This is a genomic window from Planococcus alkaliphilus, from assembly GCF_057031095.1.
This window is the reverse complement of sequence record NZ_CM168060.1, coordinates 1,603,827-1,622,657: the sequence shown is the minus strand read 5'-3', so window position 1 is coordinate 1,622,657 and position 18,831 is coordinate 1,603,827. Positions and strand designations below refer to the sequence as shown.

Genomic DNA, 18,831 nt, shown 5'->3' with positions numbered 1-18,831 from the left:
CGCAAATCATATTCCCTCCCCTTTCCATTTCAATTAAATAAATTATAAATTAAGTAGTTTGACAATTTACTCAATAAGGTATATAAATGGTATAATAGATAAAATTGTAAATTAAAACTACATTGATTATGTCATGGAATAAACTTATTGGGGGAATTTATATGAAAGTTGGATTGAGGAGTAAAAGAAAATTTGGATTGCTGTTTGTATTATTGAGTGTTGGATTGTTGATTGGATGCTCTGCTGAAGCTGAGAATGGTAGAGCTGTTGAAACTAATACTGAGGTTAAATCAGAAGAGGAAGATACATTAGCATCGAGAACTGCTACCCCTATTGAAGATAAATCAGATCAGTTACCTTTAGCTGTAATGGATGGAACAGTTGATGAAGAGTTTTATGGTGAGTTGAAAAGATTTTGGGATGACTTTGAAACTTATAATTATGACAAACCTTATATCCAAAAACTTGGAGATATGAATAAATTCTCAAGAGATGATAAGTTGATTGAAGAATATGAAGACAAGCTTAGAGAACACGATGTTTACTTAGAAAGCTTCTACCTCTCCCCCTCTAATGATGTGGAACGAGAAGTAGCTAGTCATTTTAATAGCTTTGTGATGCACGTTCAGAATAAGAATTCCTACATGAAGAAGTATGTTGTCGATTTAGATAAGGTGTATCAGAAATTAGCTGCTGAAGAATTTGGAGAAGCTAGTATTTCATTAGAGGCTATGATTAATGCAATGGAAAAACATAATATGTATGTTGAATAAAAATCAATATAATTATTGAAACGACTCGTTAGCTAGGGGTCGTTTTTTATTTTGCTCATTTTTATTAATGAGTTATAAGATTTAGAAAGGAGCAATACGATGGCACTAACCGGAAACAATATAGAATTGCTCGTAAAATTAGGCGTAAACAGTGGCGAGTCACAGAAGAATTTAAATGTACAAATAGACGAAATTCAAAAGAAGCTCAAAGAAGTTAAGATTGATATCAAGATTGATCCACAAGCTATTAAATCCCTAAATCAGCTAGCCACTATGGATTTCAGCAAGTTAGTTAAGAGCGCTCAAGAAGTTAAAGCTGGAATGAAAGGCATTGGCGATGAGGCTAAAGAATCAGCTAAACTTTCTGAGAAAGAATTTAAGACATCCAGTAAAGAGATTGAAAAAGCTTTCGGTCATTTAGGTTCACATTTTAAGAAGTCTGTAGGAAAAGGTATTAAAGGCGACATCAACGAAATTAAAGATGCTTTTAAAGGCTTAAAAGATGTAAAAATAAATGTCGACTATAAGAACATTAAGAATGATGGAGCTGCAACTGCTACGAAAGAGATTGACGCTGTTACTGTAGCCTATAGAAATCTTCAAGGTCAAATGGAAAGAATGAAGATGCAAAAGGTTCAGATTGGTGATCGAAATGGTGGCTCTCCTGTTTTTATTCCAGTTCTTGATAGCAAAGCAGTAGACAGTAGTATTGCTAATGCTAGTAAACTAGAAAAAGCTACTACAGCTTCACTCACTAAATTGAGAAATGAAGGCAAAATTACAGAAAAACAATTTGGTGAATTAACTGCTGCAATGCTTAAAGCTTCTTCAGGAGGCAATGCAAACTCAATTGAAGCTGGTTACGCTAGATTAAATCAAAGAATAAGCGAATCTGTTCAAGCAACAAAGAGCCTAGGTACAGCTCAAAAAGAACAAGAAGCCAATCAAAGACGTTTAATTGATAATGAAAATAAGCGTAAAAACTTAATTATTGATATTGAACGTGCTATAAGAACTGCTGGAAAAGGTTATGACACAGATGGCGCTACTAAGCTATTAAGACAAACTCAAGCATTGGATGCTTCAAATAAAAAGTTTGGACAGACTATTGCTGAGAATAGAATAGCTTTGAGGCGTATGAGTGCCGAAGCAGCTAGCGCATCAAGGGATAGTATTGGTTTAATTGGCGCTATGCAGCAGGCTTTAACTAAGTTCCCAATTTGGATGGCTGCATCAACATTGTTTTTTGGCACGATACGTTCCGCCCGAGAAATGGGATCAATTATTCTTGATATAGACACCAAAATGACGAACCTAAGCAAGGTTATGGCGGAAGATACTGATTTTGAAGGTCTGTTTGATAGTGCAACTCAAGCTGCTGAAAGATTCGGTCAATCATTGAGTTCAGTGCTAGATTCATATACCGAATTTGCGAGACAAGGATTTAAAGGTGACGAATTAGCAGGATTAGCTGATGCAGGACTGGTTGCCTCTAACGTTGGTGAGATCACAGCACAACAAGCATCTGAGTATATGACAGCCTCTTTAGTTCAGTGGAAAATGGACGCAAAAGATGCGATGGGCATCATCGATAGTTGGAATAATATTTCCAATAATTATGCAACAACTACGGAAAAACTAGCTCAAGGACAAGCACGTGCAGGTGCGACAGCCAGAGCTATGGGATTGGACTTCGATAACAATTTTTTTGTTGAAGTAAAACTCTTCTAATTGTCTGGAATACCCTTAGAGCCAAATCAACTACAACGTGATCGGAAACGATGTGCGTGAATGTTTGAAAATGATTTGGATTGGGCAATCAGCAGCGAAGCACCTTAAACGGTGAACGTTCAACGACTAGTCGAAAGACGTAGGATTCAAGTGAATTCGAAACGGAGAGCATTCTGAATGGGATGAAGATATAGTCTGGTCTTATGAGAAATTATAAGAGGTACTATGGAAACGATAGTACTGAAACGCCAACGCAGTTAAACGCAGTAATTGGTACGGTAAGCATTTGCCGTAGTTAAATCGGGTAATATCGGTGAAACCTAAGTCTAATTAGATATGGCAATACCGAGATAATCCTATAAGGTAATACTTATAGGACATCGTAGAGCATAGAGATTGATCCTTACTTTTAAGGTAAGACTAGAATATCTCCAAGAGTATCCGACTACTAAATATAGTAGAAAATGTATGCCGAACTTATAAGAAATTATAAGAAGTAGAGGATAAAAAGCCTTTACGATAACAAAATTGAACTGCAAGCACCAAACAATCAGGTAACGAAGTGGGTAAAATTTGCCCCTATTCACAGCGATGTGCATAGCAAACGCTGAATATGCTGGAAACTCCTTAGAGCCTTTATTAGTAGTTTATATTGGAAACGATAGAAACATCTGAAAACATAAAGGATTGGACAATCAGCAGAGATAGACCTAACTCCCCTCTCGGATATGGTAAGCTCTCAACGACTACCAAGGCGAAACTTATATAAAATGAATTATATTCGACCAAATAATTGACATTAATAATTAAATAAACTATAATTATATTTAGGGATAGATAAGGAAGTCATGAGCCTTATTGACAAGTAGATACCCAATGTCTACTTCCCTATTGTTTATAAATTGGGACATTACTTATTGGGGGGTAATTAAAATGACAATGGAAATAAAGGAATTTGAAACGAATCTAGCTAATGGAAAAGTTTTAAATTTAAATAGAATGCAAAATCTTAAAGATAATTCTATGTTGAAATCAAAGCCTTCTCTATGGAAGATTTGGAATTTCAAAAAGAATGATGATATTAATTTAGATATTTACCAAATGACAAAAGGTTCTGGCAAAAAAGCTTGGTGGCTATGTCCTCAATGCAAAAGTAGTTATGACATGTCTATAAACAAAAAAGTGAATGATAGAGGATGTCCATATTGCTCCGGTTATAGGATTAACCATACCAATTCCCTTTCTTCAAGAAATCCACATCTTGCTGCTCAATGGCATCCTATCAAGAACGGTGAGTTGACTCCAGATCAAATCGTATGTGGGAACACAAAGAAAGTATGGTGGATTGGAGAATGTGGTCATGAGTGGCAAGCGACAACACACAATAGATTCCAAGGAGATACCTCTTGTCCTTATTGTGTCCACAACCCTAAAGCCCTAAGAGGTTTTAACGATTTATGGACAACGCACCCTCATATAGCTTCAATTCTTAAAGATTCCAACGAGGGTTATTTTAATACGTTTGGTAGCAGTAAAAAGGTTAAATGGGAATGTCTAGATTGTAAAAATGTCAATACTGACTCAATAAATTCTCTTTATAGACGAGGTATTAAATGCAAGAAGTGTTCTGATAGCTTGAGCTTAGGTGAAAAAGTGATCTATTCTATTCTTAAAAAACTGGAAATAGTATTCTCTCACGAAATTTCATTCTCTTGGTCTAAAGAAAGAAGATATGATTTCTATATTCCTTCTCTTAATATGATTATTGAAGCGCACGGAGAGCAACATTATTATCAATCAGCTAGAGGTAAAAGAACTCTTCAAGAAGAAAAAGAAAATGATGCTCTCAAAGAACGTTTAGCGAAAGAAAATGGTGTGACTCACTATATTGTTATTGATGCTAGAATCAGTGAAATGAACTGGATAGTAAATTCAATTATGAATAGTTATTTAAAAGAAAAGTTCTCCTTAACCAAAGAAACTTTTGATAAGCTGGATATTAGACATAATTTATTGACAGTTGAAACATGGAATCTTTGGAATTCAGGTTTTAGAGTAATGCAAATAACTGACAAACTAAAAATTAGTAAAAACGCTGTTAGAAGATACTTGAAAATGGGAAAAGAGCTAGGCTATTGTGAGTATAACCCTAAAGATAGATATGATAAAGTTAAAAAACCTGTTCTTCAAATCGACTTCTACGGAAATATCATTTGCAGATACGATAGTGTCAAATCAGCAAATGATGCATGTAAAAGCTATGTAAAAACCAGTAAAGCCCCTTTTCATAAACTAGTAAGAAGCAAAGGTTATTATTGGATTTATGAAGATGAATATGTAAACTTCAAAAGCGTTAAATTTTAACTTAATAAAACACTCAAACACACAGTATTTTGGTCGATACTGTGTGTTTTATTAATTCATTTTAAATATAAGTTTATGGTATAGTCTAGTCCCTTTTAAATATCAGGAAACTGAGGGTTCAAAAAATCGAACTTCGTGAAGGCAATTTTGCCAAGATTGACAAGCAATAAAGCACAAGGAATATTAGAGAGTCTTGGAATTTCTTTAGTTGATGATCAGAACAATATGCGTGATGTCATGCAAATTTATACAGAGGTTAGCGAGAAAATTAAAGGAATTTCTGATGTTAGTAAAATGGAAGTTTACGAAGGCTTAGCCGGAAAATATCACATAAGTCGACTTACTGCCCTACTCGATGATTTAGGTTCTGTAGACTCTATGTATAAATCCATGTATGAGTCATCTAAAGATTCAACTGGATCAGCTATGGATGAGAACGAAAAGTACATGAAATCTCTTCAAGCTAGAATCAATTTAGCAAGAGTTGAAGTTGAAAAATTGGCATTGGCTTTCGGAGACGCATTCCTGACTGAAGGTATGATTCAAGGTATTAAAGTATTTGGTCAGTTCCTCGGAGCTGTAACTAAATTCACTGAAACGTTTGGAGCTTTACCTCTTGTATTAGGAACAGCAAGTATTGCAGTTTCTTTATTATCAAAAGGATTCAGAGATTTAATGGTTTCAATTGGTACTAGCACGGTAGCGTTTGCTAAATTTGCTGCCACATCTAAAGCTTCAACAGCTACAGCAGCAGCACCAATAATTGCACAAGCTAAAGCCTATAATGTTTTATCTGCATCGTCTGCTACAGCAGTTTCAAGTATGGGTAGAATGACAGCAGCTACAGCAACTACTAGTACAGCTCATAGAGCCTTAGCAGCAAGCTTATCACAAAATGCTGTATCAAATAGAACTCTTGGAGCATCATTTGCTACCCTATCAGCAACTCAACAAGCTGCGATTCAAAATAATAATAGATTGTCTACTGCAATTGTTACTGGAACTGTTGCTTCTACAAAAGCCACCTCTTCCGTAATTGGCATGACTACAGCTCAAAGAGCGCAAGCACAAGCAGCAGTCAATTCAGCTATTGCCACTAGAAATGGCGCAACTGCTAATACACTAGCTGGAACAACAGCTCGAACAGCAGCAGGTGGATTTACTTTAATGAGCGCTTCTATGAGAACTCTGTTGATCTCAACAGGAGCTATTGGTGCAGCATTTATTGCACTAGGATTCATTACTGAAAAACTAATGTCTGCAACTGCAAAAGCTAGAGAGATACAAGAACAAATGGCTACTGAGAATAAAGCTTTAGTTGAGTCATTCACAAAGAATAAAGATGAAATTAATTCTCTTGTGACTGACTACGGTAAGCTACAAGAAGCTATGAAACAAAATCCAGATGATATAGATAAGAGAAATAAATTCTATGAAACATCTGAACGTTTAGCTGGTTTGATGCCTCACTTAGTTCTTGGCGAGGATTCATATGGACAGAGTATCTTAGGTAGCTCTTCTGCTATTGAGAGTAGAATAAAATTAATTGAGTCGCAAGTTGAGGCTGAACAAGCACTACTCGATATTCAAAACCAAGAAGATGTTAACGCTAAGATTGCTGAAAATGAGAAGTTATTGGAATCTCAAGCGGCTGCTAAAAAAATATATCTAGCTAACTTTAAAGATCAGGCTACGAATAGTTGGACTACTTCTAATGTATATGATGGTGAGATTAAAGGTATCAAAGATATGGAATCTGCCCTCATTCACTTCAATGAGGTTAAAAAACGTCTTGCGTCCGAAGGCAAGGGAAATACTCCTGAAGGAAAAGAAGTACAAGATACCATTGATGACTTATCTAAAGAGCTAGATAGCTATAGACAAGCTACCGCACAAATGAACTCTGCTCAAGCTTATCTTACAAGCCAATATACAGCTAATATGGAGAAAAGAATTCTAGCAAACAAAGACTTATCTGATTCTACAAAAGAAATGACTTCTAACATTGTCACTGACTTAGCAAACATTTCGGATAAAGCAAGCGATGTTAAACCAATTGCTAATTTGTTTGAGAATATGGATGGTAATCAAGACTTAGAAAATGCAATGGGTTCGCTTGACGGGGCTATTACTCAACTTACCAACAATGCTGAAACAGACTTCTCTAAACTTGAATCATCTGCTAAAAGAACATTTGCAGAATTGAAGAAAGCTATTCTAGATGCTAGTGGGTTACAAATAGATACCCCTGAGTGGAACACATTATCTTCAGGATTAGATACGTATATTAGTAATCTAATGGCACAAGAAAAAGCTATCAGAGATAGTGCGGAAGCCTCTGGTATGTCAGTTGAAGAGTCACGTGCAGCGGCAGCAGCATTTGATGAAGCAGGAGAATCAGCGAGTGATGAAGCTGAAGATATCTATGCTCTTAAAGATGCAATTGATCATCTGTCAGGTGTAAGTCAGCAATTAGTAGACGATTCAGATGAATTGATTTGGATGCATCAAATGCAATCAGACATCCTTAGCACTCTCAAAGAAGACACAGATGAATATGCGGCTGCTGAAGCTAATTTAAATTCAACTAAGCAATCATTAATTGATTTATACCCTCACCTCTTCAAAATGGATGCTACTTCTGTTGATTTAACTAAAGATAAAATTGAAGCTATCCAAGAAGAGTTAAACGCCAATGATGTACTTCGAGCAGCTTTAAAAGCTAGTCGTGATGGTCAATTAACTGCCAATGAAGATTCAGTGTTGTCTTCCCTAGTTTCAACCAAAGCTAAAATTCAGCATATCAATGAGCAAATCCGTGCATTAAATACTCTAGGTCAAGCAATGGCTGTTCAATCGAGTGGTATGCAAGCAGCAGCGGCGGCAGCGTCATTAGCAGGTCTGGGTGCAGCAGCGATTTCCTTCCAAGCTACATCGGTTGCATTCAAAGCATCATCAGATATGGCAGCTAGATCAGCTCACACTTATGATGCTCAACTTACAGGATTAACAGAAACTCAACGTAGCTACATCAATACTCTTGAAACTTCTGATGCAGTAATGGGAAATACAACCACCTCAGCGAACAAAAACACAGCAGCAACTAGAAAGCAAACTGAAGCTGAAGCTAAGAAGAACAAAGAAATGGAGAAATCTATTTTCCTTGCTGACAAATATAAGCGAGCTTTAGAACAATTAGAATTAGTCATCAAGAAGCAGAATTCTACGACTGCTAAGTTCCCTGAATATAGCAAAGAATATCAAGACAGCCTACAAAAAGAAATAAAGCTTCAACAGGATAAGAAGAAACTATTAGCTGACCAAGCTAAAGAGCTTCAGAAACAAATTGAAGCTGGTAAGATTATCGGAACCGGTGTAGTTTCAGCATCTCAAGCAAGTGGTGGTAGCTCAACTAAAAAACTATCTGGTTGGGGCGGGGCTATTTCTTCAAACTATGGCTGGAGAACTGATCCGTTTACCGGTAAGAAAACTTGGCACGCTGGAAATGATATAAAAGGTGCTACAGGTACTCGTCTAGATGCTAACGTTGCAGGTAAGGTTACATTTGCAGGAAATGCAGGTAATGGCTTCGGTAATTATGTAATGGTTCAAGCTGAAAACGGAATTAAGCATATCTATGCTCACCTATCTAAGGTTGCAGTTAAAATTGGTGACAAGGTAGCAACAGGTATGAAACTTGGAGAGATTGGAAGTACAGGAAAATCAACAGGTTCTCACCTGCACTATGAAACACGCAACGCCAATAATCAAAGTTTTAACTCTAGAAGCTATTTAGACCAAGCTAAAGCCGGTGGGACAGCTAGAACGGCAGTTGGAAGTTACTCTGGTCAATATGCTACTCAAATCAATGCTTCTGCTAAGAAATATGGCGTCGATCCCTTCCTAGTCGCTGCAATGATTAAGCAAGAATCTAACTTCAATCCTAATGCTAAATCTCATGCTGGAGCAAGAGGGCTAATGCAATTGATGCCTGCAACTGCTAAAGGATTGGGCGTTAAAAATTCTTATGACCCTGCTCAGAATATTGATGGCGGAACTAAGTATATTGCTCAACAACTTAAAGCATTTGGCGGAAACATTGAGAAAGCATTAGCTGCCTATAACGCTGGTCCCGGAAATGTTCGGAAATATGGTGGCATTCCCCCTTTCAGAGAAACTAAGAATTATGTTGCCAAAGTTACATCTACTTATAATTCAACAAAAGGTTCTGGTTCAACTAGCTCTACTGGTACGACTGCGGCTGAACAAAGTAAGATTATTGCTGATGGCGAAGCAGCAGTTGACAATGCACGTTCACAACTCCTCCAATTACAGGGAGATATTCTTGGCACTGAAGACCAAATCTATGCTTTACAAGCTGAATTAGTTGCAGCTCAAACAGCAGGATATGCCCAACGTGTAGGAACGTATCAGAAGAATATTGAAATTCAACAGGCTAAACGAGCTTCTGGAAACTTAGATTATGAAGATGAGCAGAAGTCCCTTAGAAATGAACGAATGAACATCAATCTTCAGATGCAAGTTCAGAAAGAAGAACAACGTAATATCGCTGCCCTTCTTAAATCTGGAATGCTTACGGCTAAGATGAAAGCTGAATTGACTGAACGCAACAAAGAGCTGATGGTTTCTGTTCAACAATTAAACAATGCCCAAAATCAAATCAAGTACGAAATCATCACTAGAGAATTAGAGCGTTATACAGATCGTGTACAGAAATACCAAGATGTCATCGACAAAGAAATTGCTAAGACTGACACACTTGATAAAACTTCTAGACGTTATCAGCAATCATTAGAGCGCCAAGCACAATTTATGGGTTATCAGAAACAGGTTCGTGAAGAGGAATTAGCTTATCTTAACAAACAAATTCGTTCTGGTAATTTAACTGTTGATGTTCTAAAAGAGATGCAAGAGAAAGCTAATGCTCTAACTAATGAAATAGCTGGTATGAACGTAGCTATGAAGAATCTTAAATTTGATCAGATTATGGTCACAATGGCTAGATTCGAAGAGCAAATAGATGATGTTGTATACGCATTAGATAGAAGCAAAGGTATCCTTAGCACACTTGAAGAAGGTACAGCCGAGTATACGAATGAGCTTAGAAATCAGATGCCATTCTTGGAACAGCAAAAAAATCTATTAATTGAACAACGTGATTCACTACAACGCTCTCTCCTACTTCATAGCTTAACTGCTGAGCAAGTTAAACAAATCAAAGAGCAGATTGAAGACTTAGGGATTGCAATTTGGGGAGTCGAAGGTTCAATCACAGATTTGAACAAATCGATTGCTGATTCTGCTAAAGCTATTGCTGATAAAGCTGCTGACGCTTTGATTGATGCTTATAAAGGATATTTACAAGAAAAGCAAAAGATGCATGAAAAATCACTTGATAAAGAACTGAAAGCTGAAAATGATCGTCATGAGAAAATGATGAAAAATTACTCTGAAGAGTTGGAAGCTTTCCGCAAGATTGTTCAAGAACGCATTGATGAAATTGATCGTCAAGAAACTACAGATGATTACAATAAAGAGATTGATAAATTAGAAGAATCTCGTCAAGAAATCTTGAATAAAATTAACCTTTTATCTTTAGATAATTCTCTCGAAGCTAAAGCTGAACGGAAATCTTTACAAGAAGAAATGGATGCAATTGATGAAGATATTTCTGAAAAGCGTCATCAACGTGAAATTGATTTGCGTAAAGAAAGCTTAAACGATAGCCTAACTGCCAAAGAAAAAGAAATTGCAGATAAAGAGGAATTAGAGAATAAGAATCATGAGGATTCGGTCAAGCGCATTGAAGATTTGAAAGAGTATTGGAATCAATTCTATGAAGATCAGTTAAATGATGAACGTCATTTTGCTAAAATCAAAGCAGATATTGTTTCTGGAAACTTCGATCAGCTATCTAATGAATTCCAAGGCTTTATGAATGAAATGAAGAATACAATGCCTGATTTGGAAAATACGCTAGATGGAACAATGAAAGCTGTCGGAACTTCTATTCGTCAAAACTTGATTGAGCAGATTCAAGAGGCATTAGATTTATTAGGCAAAGCTAAAGACTATGACACTGGAGTTAAAAATGGGACTGGCAATACTAAACCCGTTACTAATGCTCCGGCAATGGCTTCTGCTGATTTACAGGTAGCTTTGGCTAAGTTTATTAAACAAAAAGTAATGCCTGAAGAAAAGAATATTGTTAGAAAAAATTACCTCAAAGAAAAAGCTCACAATATGTCTGACGCAGGTAGAGCAGCAGGTTCTAAGTATGACAATGCAATTGAGTTCGATGCAATCATTGGTCAATTAAACGCAGATGAGCGTAGAACGCTTGCTGACTATTTGATGGTTGAAGGAACGAAAACGGTTCAAACCCCTGCTTTGCAACAAATCATCAGAGATTATGCTGAAAGATTGAGAATGAGTAGTCAAGGCTTTGCTACTGGTGGAGAAACTGGAAGTTGGTCTGGTAGTCATGGTAAATTAGCCACTCTTCATGAAGATGAATTAGTTTTGAATAAAAAAGATACAAAAGAATATTTCAAAGCTGCTTCAATGATTGAAAAGTTACAGCATCTTATTAGTCCACTTAGAATGACATCTATTAAACAACCTGCTCTGTCTGGTGCTGGCAACGGTGAACAAAATATCGAAATCAACTTCCATGTTGATAAGATGTACGGAACAGAAAAAGAAGCTCAAGGTTTTGTAAGCAAGATTCAGAATGACCTAAGAAGATTGAAGGGGATGAAATAATGAGAGAAGCAATCAACTTTTCTTTTGATGGAATCGCTTCAGAGGATATGGGGGTTATCATCGCTTCTCCAGATGGAGGATTGTTTGAAGAAGCCTTCCTCCCTGAACGAAGTATCGTGGAAACAAAAGTATCTAATAATAATAAGCCTTACTTTCAGAGAGTGGAATCAGAACCACTCTCTTTTTCTTTGACTTTTTTCATCCATGAATGGAGAGATAGATTAAATTTACGTCAAATAGCTAAGTGGTTAATGAAAGATTATTATGCTCCCCTTATCTTTGATACAAACTCAGATAGAATCTTCTATGCAATATTTGAAGGTTCTTCTTCTCTTTTTCACAATGGATGTAAAGACGGATACATCACTTTAAATGTTCGCTGCAACTCACCTTTCACCTATTCTCATCTTCAAGCATTTGAAACAATGGAGGTCAGAGATTTAGATAAAAAGAATCAGCGTTTCAGTGTATTAAATAGTGGTGATATGACAATTCAGCCTAAGATAAGAATTACCAAGCGTAACAGTAAAGGTGATATCTCAATTAAGAATGAAGATACAGGTCAGTTGTTTACATTAAAGAATTTAACATTAGATGAACAAGTTTTCATTGACATGGAACATGAAGAAATTGTATCGGATATGGAGTATCTAAATGTATATCGCTATGGAGATCATAATGGTGTTTGGATTGACTTCATAGAAGATGAAAATACATTAGTTTGTACAGGTGATTTTGATTTAGAAATTGAATACCAAAATGTCTATCTTGCAGATTAATAAACTATAAAAAGAGAAAGGAGGAAATATATGAAAAAACTTGGTGAAATTGATTTAAGTTTGAAACCTATTAAGCATTCCATGTTTCTGTGTAAACCGGATAGAACAGTTATTGCTCCACTTAAAGACGTATATGACACCACTTATTCAGTCAAATTGGGAAAAGTAAACGAATTAAACTTTACAATACCTGCTGTAATTGAACGCAATCATCAACAAGTCCCCAATCCTTTGATTAAAAAGATTAAGGATCGTTTCATAGTGAAATTGGTCTTAAATGGAATGACTGATTATCTCGTATTTCTTGAAGAGAATAAATCCTATGATGACAGTGGAGATACTATCTCTTATCGCCTATACAGTGAAGGCTATCTATTAGCTGACAAAACAATTCGTGATTACAATGTTGTATCTAAGATGTTAAGCACAATATTGGGCGAGATTCTTGAACCTACTATTTGGAAAGTCGGATATGTTGATTCCTATTTTGACACAATGTATAGAAGCCACGAGATTACATCGCAGACTATTCTTCAAGCTGTATATGAATTAGCTGAAAAGTTTAATGCAGTTATTGTGTGGGATACAGTTAATTTTACAATCAATCTATATAATCCTTCCCTAGTTGGAACAAATAGAGGATTGAAATTTAAAGAAGGTAAATATCTTGAGTCATTTAATGTAACAACAAATGCAGAAGAAATTGTTACTAGACTTAAAGTTTACGGTAAAGACAATCTAACTATTCGTAGTCTAACTCCTACTGGTGCTAACTATTTAGAAGATTTCAGTTGGTTCATCTATCCTTTCGAACGTGATTCAAATGGCAATGTTCTTCAATCATCGGACTACATGAGTGATTCATTATGTATCGCTTTAGATGACTATAATAAGAAGCTAGAGAACGCTCAGGGTGCTTTTAAGACTTACACTGAGCAATTAGCTATTAAACAAGATGAGCGTCAACAGCGTGAACAGAAACTCTCTGTAGCTATTGCTGAATTAAAGATTATTGAAGATAAATTAATTGTTTTAAATACTGCTGGATATTCTGGAACTCCTGAACATGCTCAAGCTATAGCTGACAAACAAGCTAAGGAATCTGAAATTGCCAATCATAATTCTTTGATTGCTGAATCTAAAGCTGCAATTGCTACACTTGACTCAAATTGGAGTACGTTACGAGCCACTTTAGTAATTGAAGCTAACCTCTCCCCTGATAATTTAATTGAGTTGAATAAATATATCATTGAAAAAGATCATTCCAATGACACAATCATAGATGTTGAGGATTTACTTAAAGAGAGTATGGATGCTTTTAATCAAGCTAGAACACCTAAAGTCAGTTTAAGTATGAATATTATTAACTTCCTCTCTGTTGTAGAAGCTCAGAATGATTGGAAAAAGTTGAATCTTGGCGATATTGTTACAACCGAATCCAAACGTCTAGATGTGAAAATCCAAGCTAAAATTATTGAGATTGAATATGATTTTGAGAATGATGGTATCAACTTAGTTATCGCAAACGAGCAGGATATTAAAGATGATAGTGCAAAATGGTTAGAGCAGCTTTATAACGCAGGACAAACTTCAACTCAAGTAAACATGAATAAGTTTAAATGGGACATGATTGAAGAAGCAAATGGAGTGGTTAGTGAACTACTTAATTCAGTCTGGGATGCTAATAAGAGAGCTATCGTAGCTGGATATAAACAAAATATCACAATTAATGATCGTGGTATTACTATTACTTCTCCTGATAATCCAATGGATATGTTGGTTATACAGTCTGGCATATTAAGTATTTCGAATGATGGCGGAAACACATGGAAACAAAGCATCAATACTGATGGTGTGGTTGGAGACAGAATTATTGGTCGTATAATTATGGGTACTCGCTTAATAATCGAAGACGAAAATGGAATTATACGCTTCACAGGTTCACTTCAAGAAGTATTCGATGCAGAAGGAAATGTACGTGTAGCCATCGGTGAATATGAAGATGGTAAATACGGTATCAAGATTGATAACGGTGCATTAGAAATTGTAGGTGGATTGAAGAATGGTCATCTTGATCCTGCTTTGGTTGCTGATTTAAAAGACGAATCTAAAATTCGTGGAGATTTAAGATTAACTGCCCCTCTTCCAAGTAACCTCTCACTTAATTCCAATGGGATAACAGCCACTCAATCAACCAACGCTAACAACTTTGCCAGAATGGATTATCGAGGATTGTACGTTCAAGGTGGAGCTGTTGATATACGTACAGGCGCTAACTCTAATCAAGGTGTTATTTTTAATGGTAACGGTATAAAAGGCTATAATTCAGCAGGAACTCAAACTTTCAGTTTAGATACGAATGGCTATCTTATTGCAAGCACAGGATCATTTGGTGGCTCGTTGAATGCAGCTAGTGGAACGTTCAGTGGTAATTTAAGTGCAGCAGGAGGTACATTTACTGGAACTCTAGTTGGTGTAGATGGTACTTTTAGTGGAACTATCACAGCAGGACAAATTGCAAGTGGAGGAACTATCACAGGTGTTACTGTTCAATCTTCCGCAACCGGAAATGGTACTGCAAAGCTCTCCAACGGAGCTGTCTCTTCAGTTAATGGTTCTGAAACAGCAACACTATCAAGAGGAGAACTATTGTTAAATAACGGAAACTACCAAATTGCATTAAAAAGCGCTGGCTTAGAGTTCTATGATCCTTTAAGAGATAACAGCACGTTTATTTCTATGACCACTTTCTCTACGAATTCTAACTATCAATTTTATACCAATGACAATGGAGTATTAGATTTTTCTGGAGCAACGGTAAGAGGTTTAACAGTCGGAAATGTTGCTACGGCAAACTATGCTACAACAGCAGGAAACGCAAATACTTTGAATGGTTACTCTTCTGGATATTTCAGTCTAAGTAGTCATAGTCACGGAAACGATTATGTGAAATCAAACGTTGGTCAAGATTTGAGATTACACAGAGACAATGCAACTGGACGATTGGTTGTTACTGTTGATGGAGTAAATAGAGGCTCTATCGCAGTTGGATAAACTATAGTTATAGAAGGTGAAAAAATGAAAGTAAGAATTATTTTACACGACAACACTAAATATGAAGCTCATATCGCTGATTTCGATTTAGCTGATTTTATTACGACTACTAATACCAGTCCAGATCAACTTATTCAATTCGGTGAGCGTGGACTAGCCAAGCATATGATTAAAGTAGTTGAACCCGTTTTACAAGAAGAAGCATCAACAGAATAAGTTATATTAATTTAATATATACCTTCGTATTGAGGAGGTGAAAATTTGAGTAAGAATAAAGATTCTAAAAAAGGAAAAACTTATCTCACAGATGGAATGATTACAGAAAAGGACTTCTTGATGACATTGTCAGCAGGAGTCTTTTTTCTATTCGTTTCAATTGGATTGGTAATTATACTTTTCCAAAAAACGTTTGATCCAATGTATCTCTCTTTATTAGATATGGTATCTGAAGTAGTTATGACTATTGTAATTTCAGTCTTCGGTGTTGATGGAATCGGTAAAGTTACATCCTATTTAGAGAAACGTAGCGACAATAAAACAGATAGTAAGACTTCCGCTAATACTATTCATGTCGAGAAAGCCGAAAACGTCTATGAAGCCAAGCCTTATGAAGAAGAAACAACAGTTAGAGAGGACGATATTATATGAAATTTGATTTAAATGTGTTGCTAATTAAGCTTTCATCACGTAAGTTTTGGGCATTACTAGCCGGATTGATTGGTTCAATTTTAATTGCTTTCAATGTTGATGAAAACTCAATTGCTCAAATCACAGCAATTATAGGTGGATTCTCAAGTATTTTTGTGTATGTTTTAAGTGAATCGCTGGTCGATCAAGCTAAAGCTAAAACTCCAGAAGTTGTTGTGGTTAAGGAAGAAGTTGATTTGAATGAGTAATCTTTCTGGAATTCACCCTACTTTAAGATGGAAAGCTGAGAAGTTAATCCGTATGGCTGATAACAAGGGAATTAAAATTACAATTTCTCAGGGCTTGCGTACAATCGCATATCAAAATTCCTTATATGCTCAAGGTAGAACTAAGTCAGGATCAATCGTTACTAATGCTCGTGGTGGATATTCTTATCACAACTTCGGACTAGCATTTGATTTCGCAATTCTTAATCCAGACGGCAAAACAATAAATTGGAATACTTCAGTCGATTTAAATAAAGATGGAGAAAAAGATTGGTTTCAAATTGCTAAAATGGGACAAACTATTGGATTAGAGTCGGGAGCTTTCTGGAAAGGATTCTTAGATGTTCCCCACTTTCAAATTACATTTGGCTTAACCACTGCTCAACTTAGAGCCGGAAAGAAACCTCCCTATCCTGCTGATTCTGAAGTTAAAGAACTACAAAATATGCTAATCAAAAAAGGCTATAAAGTTACGGCAGACGGTATATATGGAAATGAATCAATTAAAGCAATTGAGAATTTCCAAAAAGATAATGGTTTAAAAGTTGATGGATTATTAGGGAATGCAACCTATGGAAAGTTAATGGGAAATGATTCAACTCCTACAGTTAAACCAGCTACTTCTAATCCCGATAATCCTAAACTTAAAGGATATTTAGCTTACAATGATCGTGGAGAAGAAGTAGAAGCTATGCAACGCTATTTGACTAAAGTAGGATTCCCATGTGAAATCAATGGTCACTTCTCTGCTGCTACGAAACGTGCATTAATGAATTTCCAAGAAGCCAGAGGAATGAAAGCTGATGGAATTTACGGCATGGATTCCTTAGCTGAAATGAATAAAGCCTTAAAAGAATTGAACCAGCCTAAGCCAGCACCCCCTACTATTCCACAGAAAGAAGGCGTTAGAATGTTTAAGCCAACCAAAGATGTACTGACTCGTGAATTTATCCAACTTTTAGATAAAGCAAAAGAAGATGGTATTATTTCATCAGATGAATGGAAAGAGAAAGCTCAAAAAGGTGAACTACCATTAGACGATGCTGTTGGTCTAATTGGTTCTTATTTAAATCGGACACATAAGTAAACTATAACATTAATTGAGCAGAAGGAGAATAAGGATGAAATTAAAAAATTATGAGATTGAACCTTTTTTACAATTTCTATTTGAACTAAAACTAAAAGGCAAAGAATCCAGAATGAGAACGAGACTTCATAGAATGGTATCAGGATATTATGAAAATGTATTTATTCCTGAAAGGGATGAAATCGTTCAACAGTATGGAATGAAAGACGACATAGGCAACTTAGTGATTGATGAAAATCAAAATGGAATTAAGATTATTCCTGAATTTATTCCCGAATTCAATAAAGAATACAATGAGCTTCTTAATGAGGAATACATCATCGAGGAAAATGAGATTAATAAATCAATATTAACTTCAGTTGGTGATTCCCTATTAAGCTGTGACATTGAGCTAAGTGGTGAACTCGCACTCTTATTCGATGGTTGGTGTGAAAAATTTGAAGAAACAATAGAGAGATATATGTACAAGGAGGAGTAAGTATCGATCATCCTATGAAACAACATGTGTTTCTAGAAAGGTTTATTTGCTGATGAGTCACTGAAGAAAGGAGAAAATCAAATGAAAAAATTTATTAAATTCCAACCAGTAACAGTAGTTGAGTGGATGCTTACTTACGTTTCATTGGGATGGGCATATGTGTTATTTACTTCTCCTCACCTATTTGAAATGAATCCAAGTTTTTCTGAAATAGGTGCAATCGTAAATTCAGAATGGATTATGGGAGTCATTGTTACTATTTGTGCGCTTACTAAGATGATCGGAATGTTTATTGGTAGCGTAACAATTAGAAAGATTGGTTTATTAATGTCTACGTTTCTTTGGATTATGGTGGCTACCTCTATGTTAATAGCAACTGGAGGGTTCAATGCCTCAACTGGTTTTATAGTTTATTCGGCATTGGCAGTAATGTCTTTATGGACAAGTAAGGAAGTGACGAAGAGTGACAGAGTATAACGGCAACCAAGCCACTCACAGCAATGAAGTACTGTCTGAACAGATGAGGAATTTGCAAAAAGAATTTCGAGAGTTTAAAAAGGAAACAAAAATGGAAATTCGTGAATTAGAACAAGATGTTGAAACTGCTAGGAGAGTTGCTGAAAGTGCTGACAATTCTATGAAATATGTAAAAGAAACTGTTGGTAAAATGGAAGCTATGATGACTAGTTTTATCAATGTTGTTAATACCCAAAATGAAAAAATTGATGAGTTTATTAATTCGGATAAGCGCAGAGATGCTAAGAAGGAATTTGTTGTATCTGTACTTCAAGTTGTTTCAGGTATTGCCATTGCTTTGATTGGTTTTTGGGCATCTGGTCGAATCGGATAAAACATAAATTTTAAT

General features: G+C 35.9%; 13 protein-coding genes. All 13 read left to right on the top strand.

What is annotated here, in order from left to right; translation table 11 throughout:
• Positions 1 to 161 precede the first annotated feature (161 nt).
• The 13 genes from AC2EXB_RS08365 to AC2EXB_RS08305 all read left to right on the top strand — a co-directional run bounded on the left by AC2EXB_RS08365 (position 162) and on the right by AC2EXB_RS08305 (position 18,816).
• Positions 162 to 773, top strand: a complete 612-nt coding sequence (locus tag AC2EXB_RS08365; protein WP_483604385.1) for a hypothetical protein — start codon at positions 162 to 164, stop codon at positions 771 to 773.
• A 99-nt stretch (positions 774 to 872) separates the two neighbouring features.
• Positions 873 to 2,504: a phage tail tape measure protein gene (locus tag AC2EXB_RS08360; protein WP_483604384.1), complete on the top strand. Its 1,632-nt coding sequence runs from the start codon at positions 873 to 875 to the stop codon at positions 2,502 to 2,504.
• Positions 2,505 to 3,437: 933 nt separating this feature from the next.
• Complete coding sequence (locus tag AC2EXB_RS08355; RefSeq protein WP_483604383.1) at positions 3,438 to 4,868, top strand: zinc-ribbon domain-containing protein; 1,431 nt, start codon at positions 3,438 to 3,440, stop codon at positions 4,866 to 4,868.
• Positions 4,869 to 5,015: 147 nt separating this feature from the next.
• A complete protein-coding gene (locus AC2EXB_RS08350; RefSeq protein ID WP_483604382.1) occupies positions 5,016 to 11,654 on the top strand; it encodes a transglycosylase SLT domain-containing protein in 6,639 nt (2,212 codons plus the stop codon).
• Positions 11,654 to 12,433 carry a distal tail protein Dit gene (locus AC2EXB_RS08345; protein ID WP_483604381.1) on the top strand — a complete coding sequence of 260 codons (780 nt, stop codon included), beginning with the start codon at positions 11,654 to 11,656 and terminating at the stop codon, positions 12,431 to 12,433. The genes AC2EXB_RS08350 and AC2EXB_RS08345 overlap by 1 nt, the downstream gene beginning before the upstream one ends.
• A 30-nt stretch (positions 12,434 to 12,463) precedes the next feature.
• Complete coding sequence (locus AC2EXB_RS08340; protein WP_483604380.1) at positions 12,464 to 15,487, top strand: phage tail spike protein; 3,024 nt, start codon at positions 12,464 to 12,466, stop codon at positions 15,485 to 15,487.
• Between the two features lie 24 nt (positions 15,488 to 15,511).
• Positions 15,512 to 15,703, top strand: a complete 192-nt coding sequence (locus AC2EXB_RS08335) for a hypothetical protein (protein WP_483604379.1) — start codon at positions 15,512 to 15,514, stop codon at positions 15,701 to 15,703.
• Between the two features lie 45 nt (positions 15,704 to 15,748).
• On the top strand, positions 15,749 to 16,135 hold the full coding sequence (locus AC2EXB_RS08330) for a hypothetical protein (protein WP_483604378.1): 387 nt from the start codon (positions 15,749 to 15,751) through the stop codon (positions 16,133 to 16,135).
• Positions 16,132 to 16,383 (top strand): hypothetical protein, encoded by a 252-nt coding sequence (locus AC2EXB_RS08325; protein ID WP_483604377.1) that lies wholly within the window; start codon positions 16,132 to 16,134, stop codon positions 16,381 to 16,383. Before AC2EXB_RS08330 ends, AC2EXB_RS08325 begins: the two co-directional genes overlap by 4 nt.
• Positions 16,376 to 17,488 carry a peptidoglycan-binding protein gene (locus tag AC2EXB_RS08320; protein ID WP_483604376.1) on the top strand — a complete coding sequence of 371 codons (1,113 nt, stop codon included), beginning with the start codon at positions 16,376 to 16,378 and terminating at the stop codon, positions 17,486 to 17,488. The genes AC2EXB_RS08325 and AC2EXB_RS08320 overlap by 8 nt, the downstream gene beginning before the upstream one ends.
• A gap of 34 nt (positions 17,489 to 17,522) precedes the next feature.
• A complete protein-coding gene (locus AC2EXB_RS08315; RefSeq protein ID WP_483604375.1) occupies positions 17,523 to 17,966 on the top strand; it encodes a DUF1617 family protein in 444 nt (147 codons plus the stop codon).
• A gap of 81 nt (positions 17,967 to 18,047) precedes the next feature.
• Positions 18,048 to 18,443 carry a hypothetical protein gene (locus AC2EXB_RS08310; protein ID WP_483604374.1) on the top strand — a complete coding sequence of 132 codons (396 nt, stop codon included), beginning with the start codon at positions 18,048 to 18,050 and terminating at the stop codon, positions 18,441 to 18,443.
• Complete coding sequence (locus tag AC2EXB_RS08305; protein WP_483604373.1) at positions 18,430 to 18,816, top strand: hypothetical protein; 387 nt, start codon at positions 18,430 to 18,432, stop codon at positions 18,814 to 18,816. Before AC2EXB_RS08310 ends, AC2EXB_RS08305 begins: the two co-directional genes overlap by 14 nt.
• Positions 18,817 to 18,831 lie beyond the last annotated feature (15 nt).

Excerpts from the sequence above, each read along its gene's own strand:
- AC2EXB_RS08355 (WP_483604383.1), top strand. The coding sequence starts at position 3,438 with ATGACAATGGAAATAAAGGAATTTGAAACGAATCTAGCTAATGGAAAA.
- AC2EXB_RS08335 (WP_483604379.1), top strand. The coding sequence starts at position 15,512 with ATGAAAGTAAGAATTATTTTACACGACAACACTAAATATGAAGCTCAT.
- AC2EXB_RS08315 (WP_483604375.1), top strand. The coding sequence starts at position 17,523 with ATGAAATTAAAAAATTATGAGATTGAACCTTTTTTACAATTTCTATTT.
- AC2EXB_RS08310 (WP_483604374.1), top strand. The coding sequence starts at position 18,048 with ATGAAAAAATTTATTAAATTCCAACCAGTAACAGTAGTTGAGTGGATG.
- AC2EXB_RS08340 (WP_483604380.1), top strand. The coding sequence starts at position 12,464 with ATGAAAAAACTTGGTGAAATTGATTTAAGTTTGAAACCTATTAAGCAT.
- AC2EXB_RS08345 (WP_483604381.1), top strand. The coding sequence starts at position 11,654 with ATGAGAGAAGCAATCAACTTTTCTTTTGATGGAATCGCTTCAGAGGAT.
- AC2EXB_RS08320 (WP_483604376.1), top strand. The coding sequence starts at position 16,376 with ATGAGTAATCTTTCTGGAATTCACCCTACTTTAAGATGGAAAGCTGAG.
- AC2EXB_RS08325 (WP_483604377.1), top strand. The coding sequence starts at position 16,132 with ATGAAATTTGATTTAAATGTGTTGCTAATTAAGCTTTCATCACGTAAG.
- AC2EXB_RS08360 (WP_483604384.1), top strand. The coding sequence starts at position 873 with ATGGCACTAACCGGAAACAATATAGAATTGCTCGTAAAATTAGGCGTA.
- AC2EXB_RS08365 (WP_483604385.1), top strand. The coding sequence starts at position 162 with ATGAAAGTTGGATTGAGGAGTAAAAGAAAATTTGGATTGCTGTTTGTA.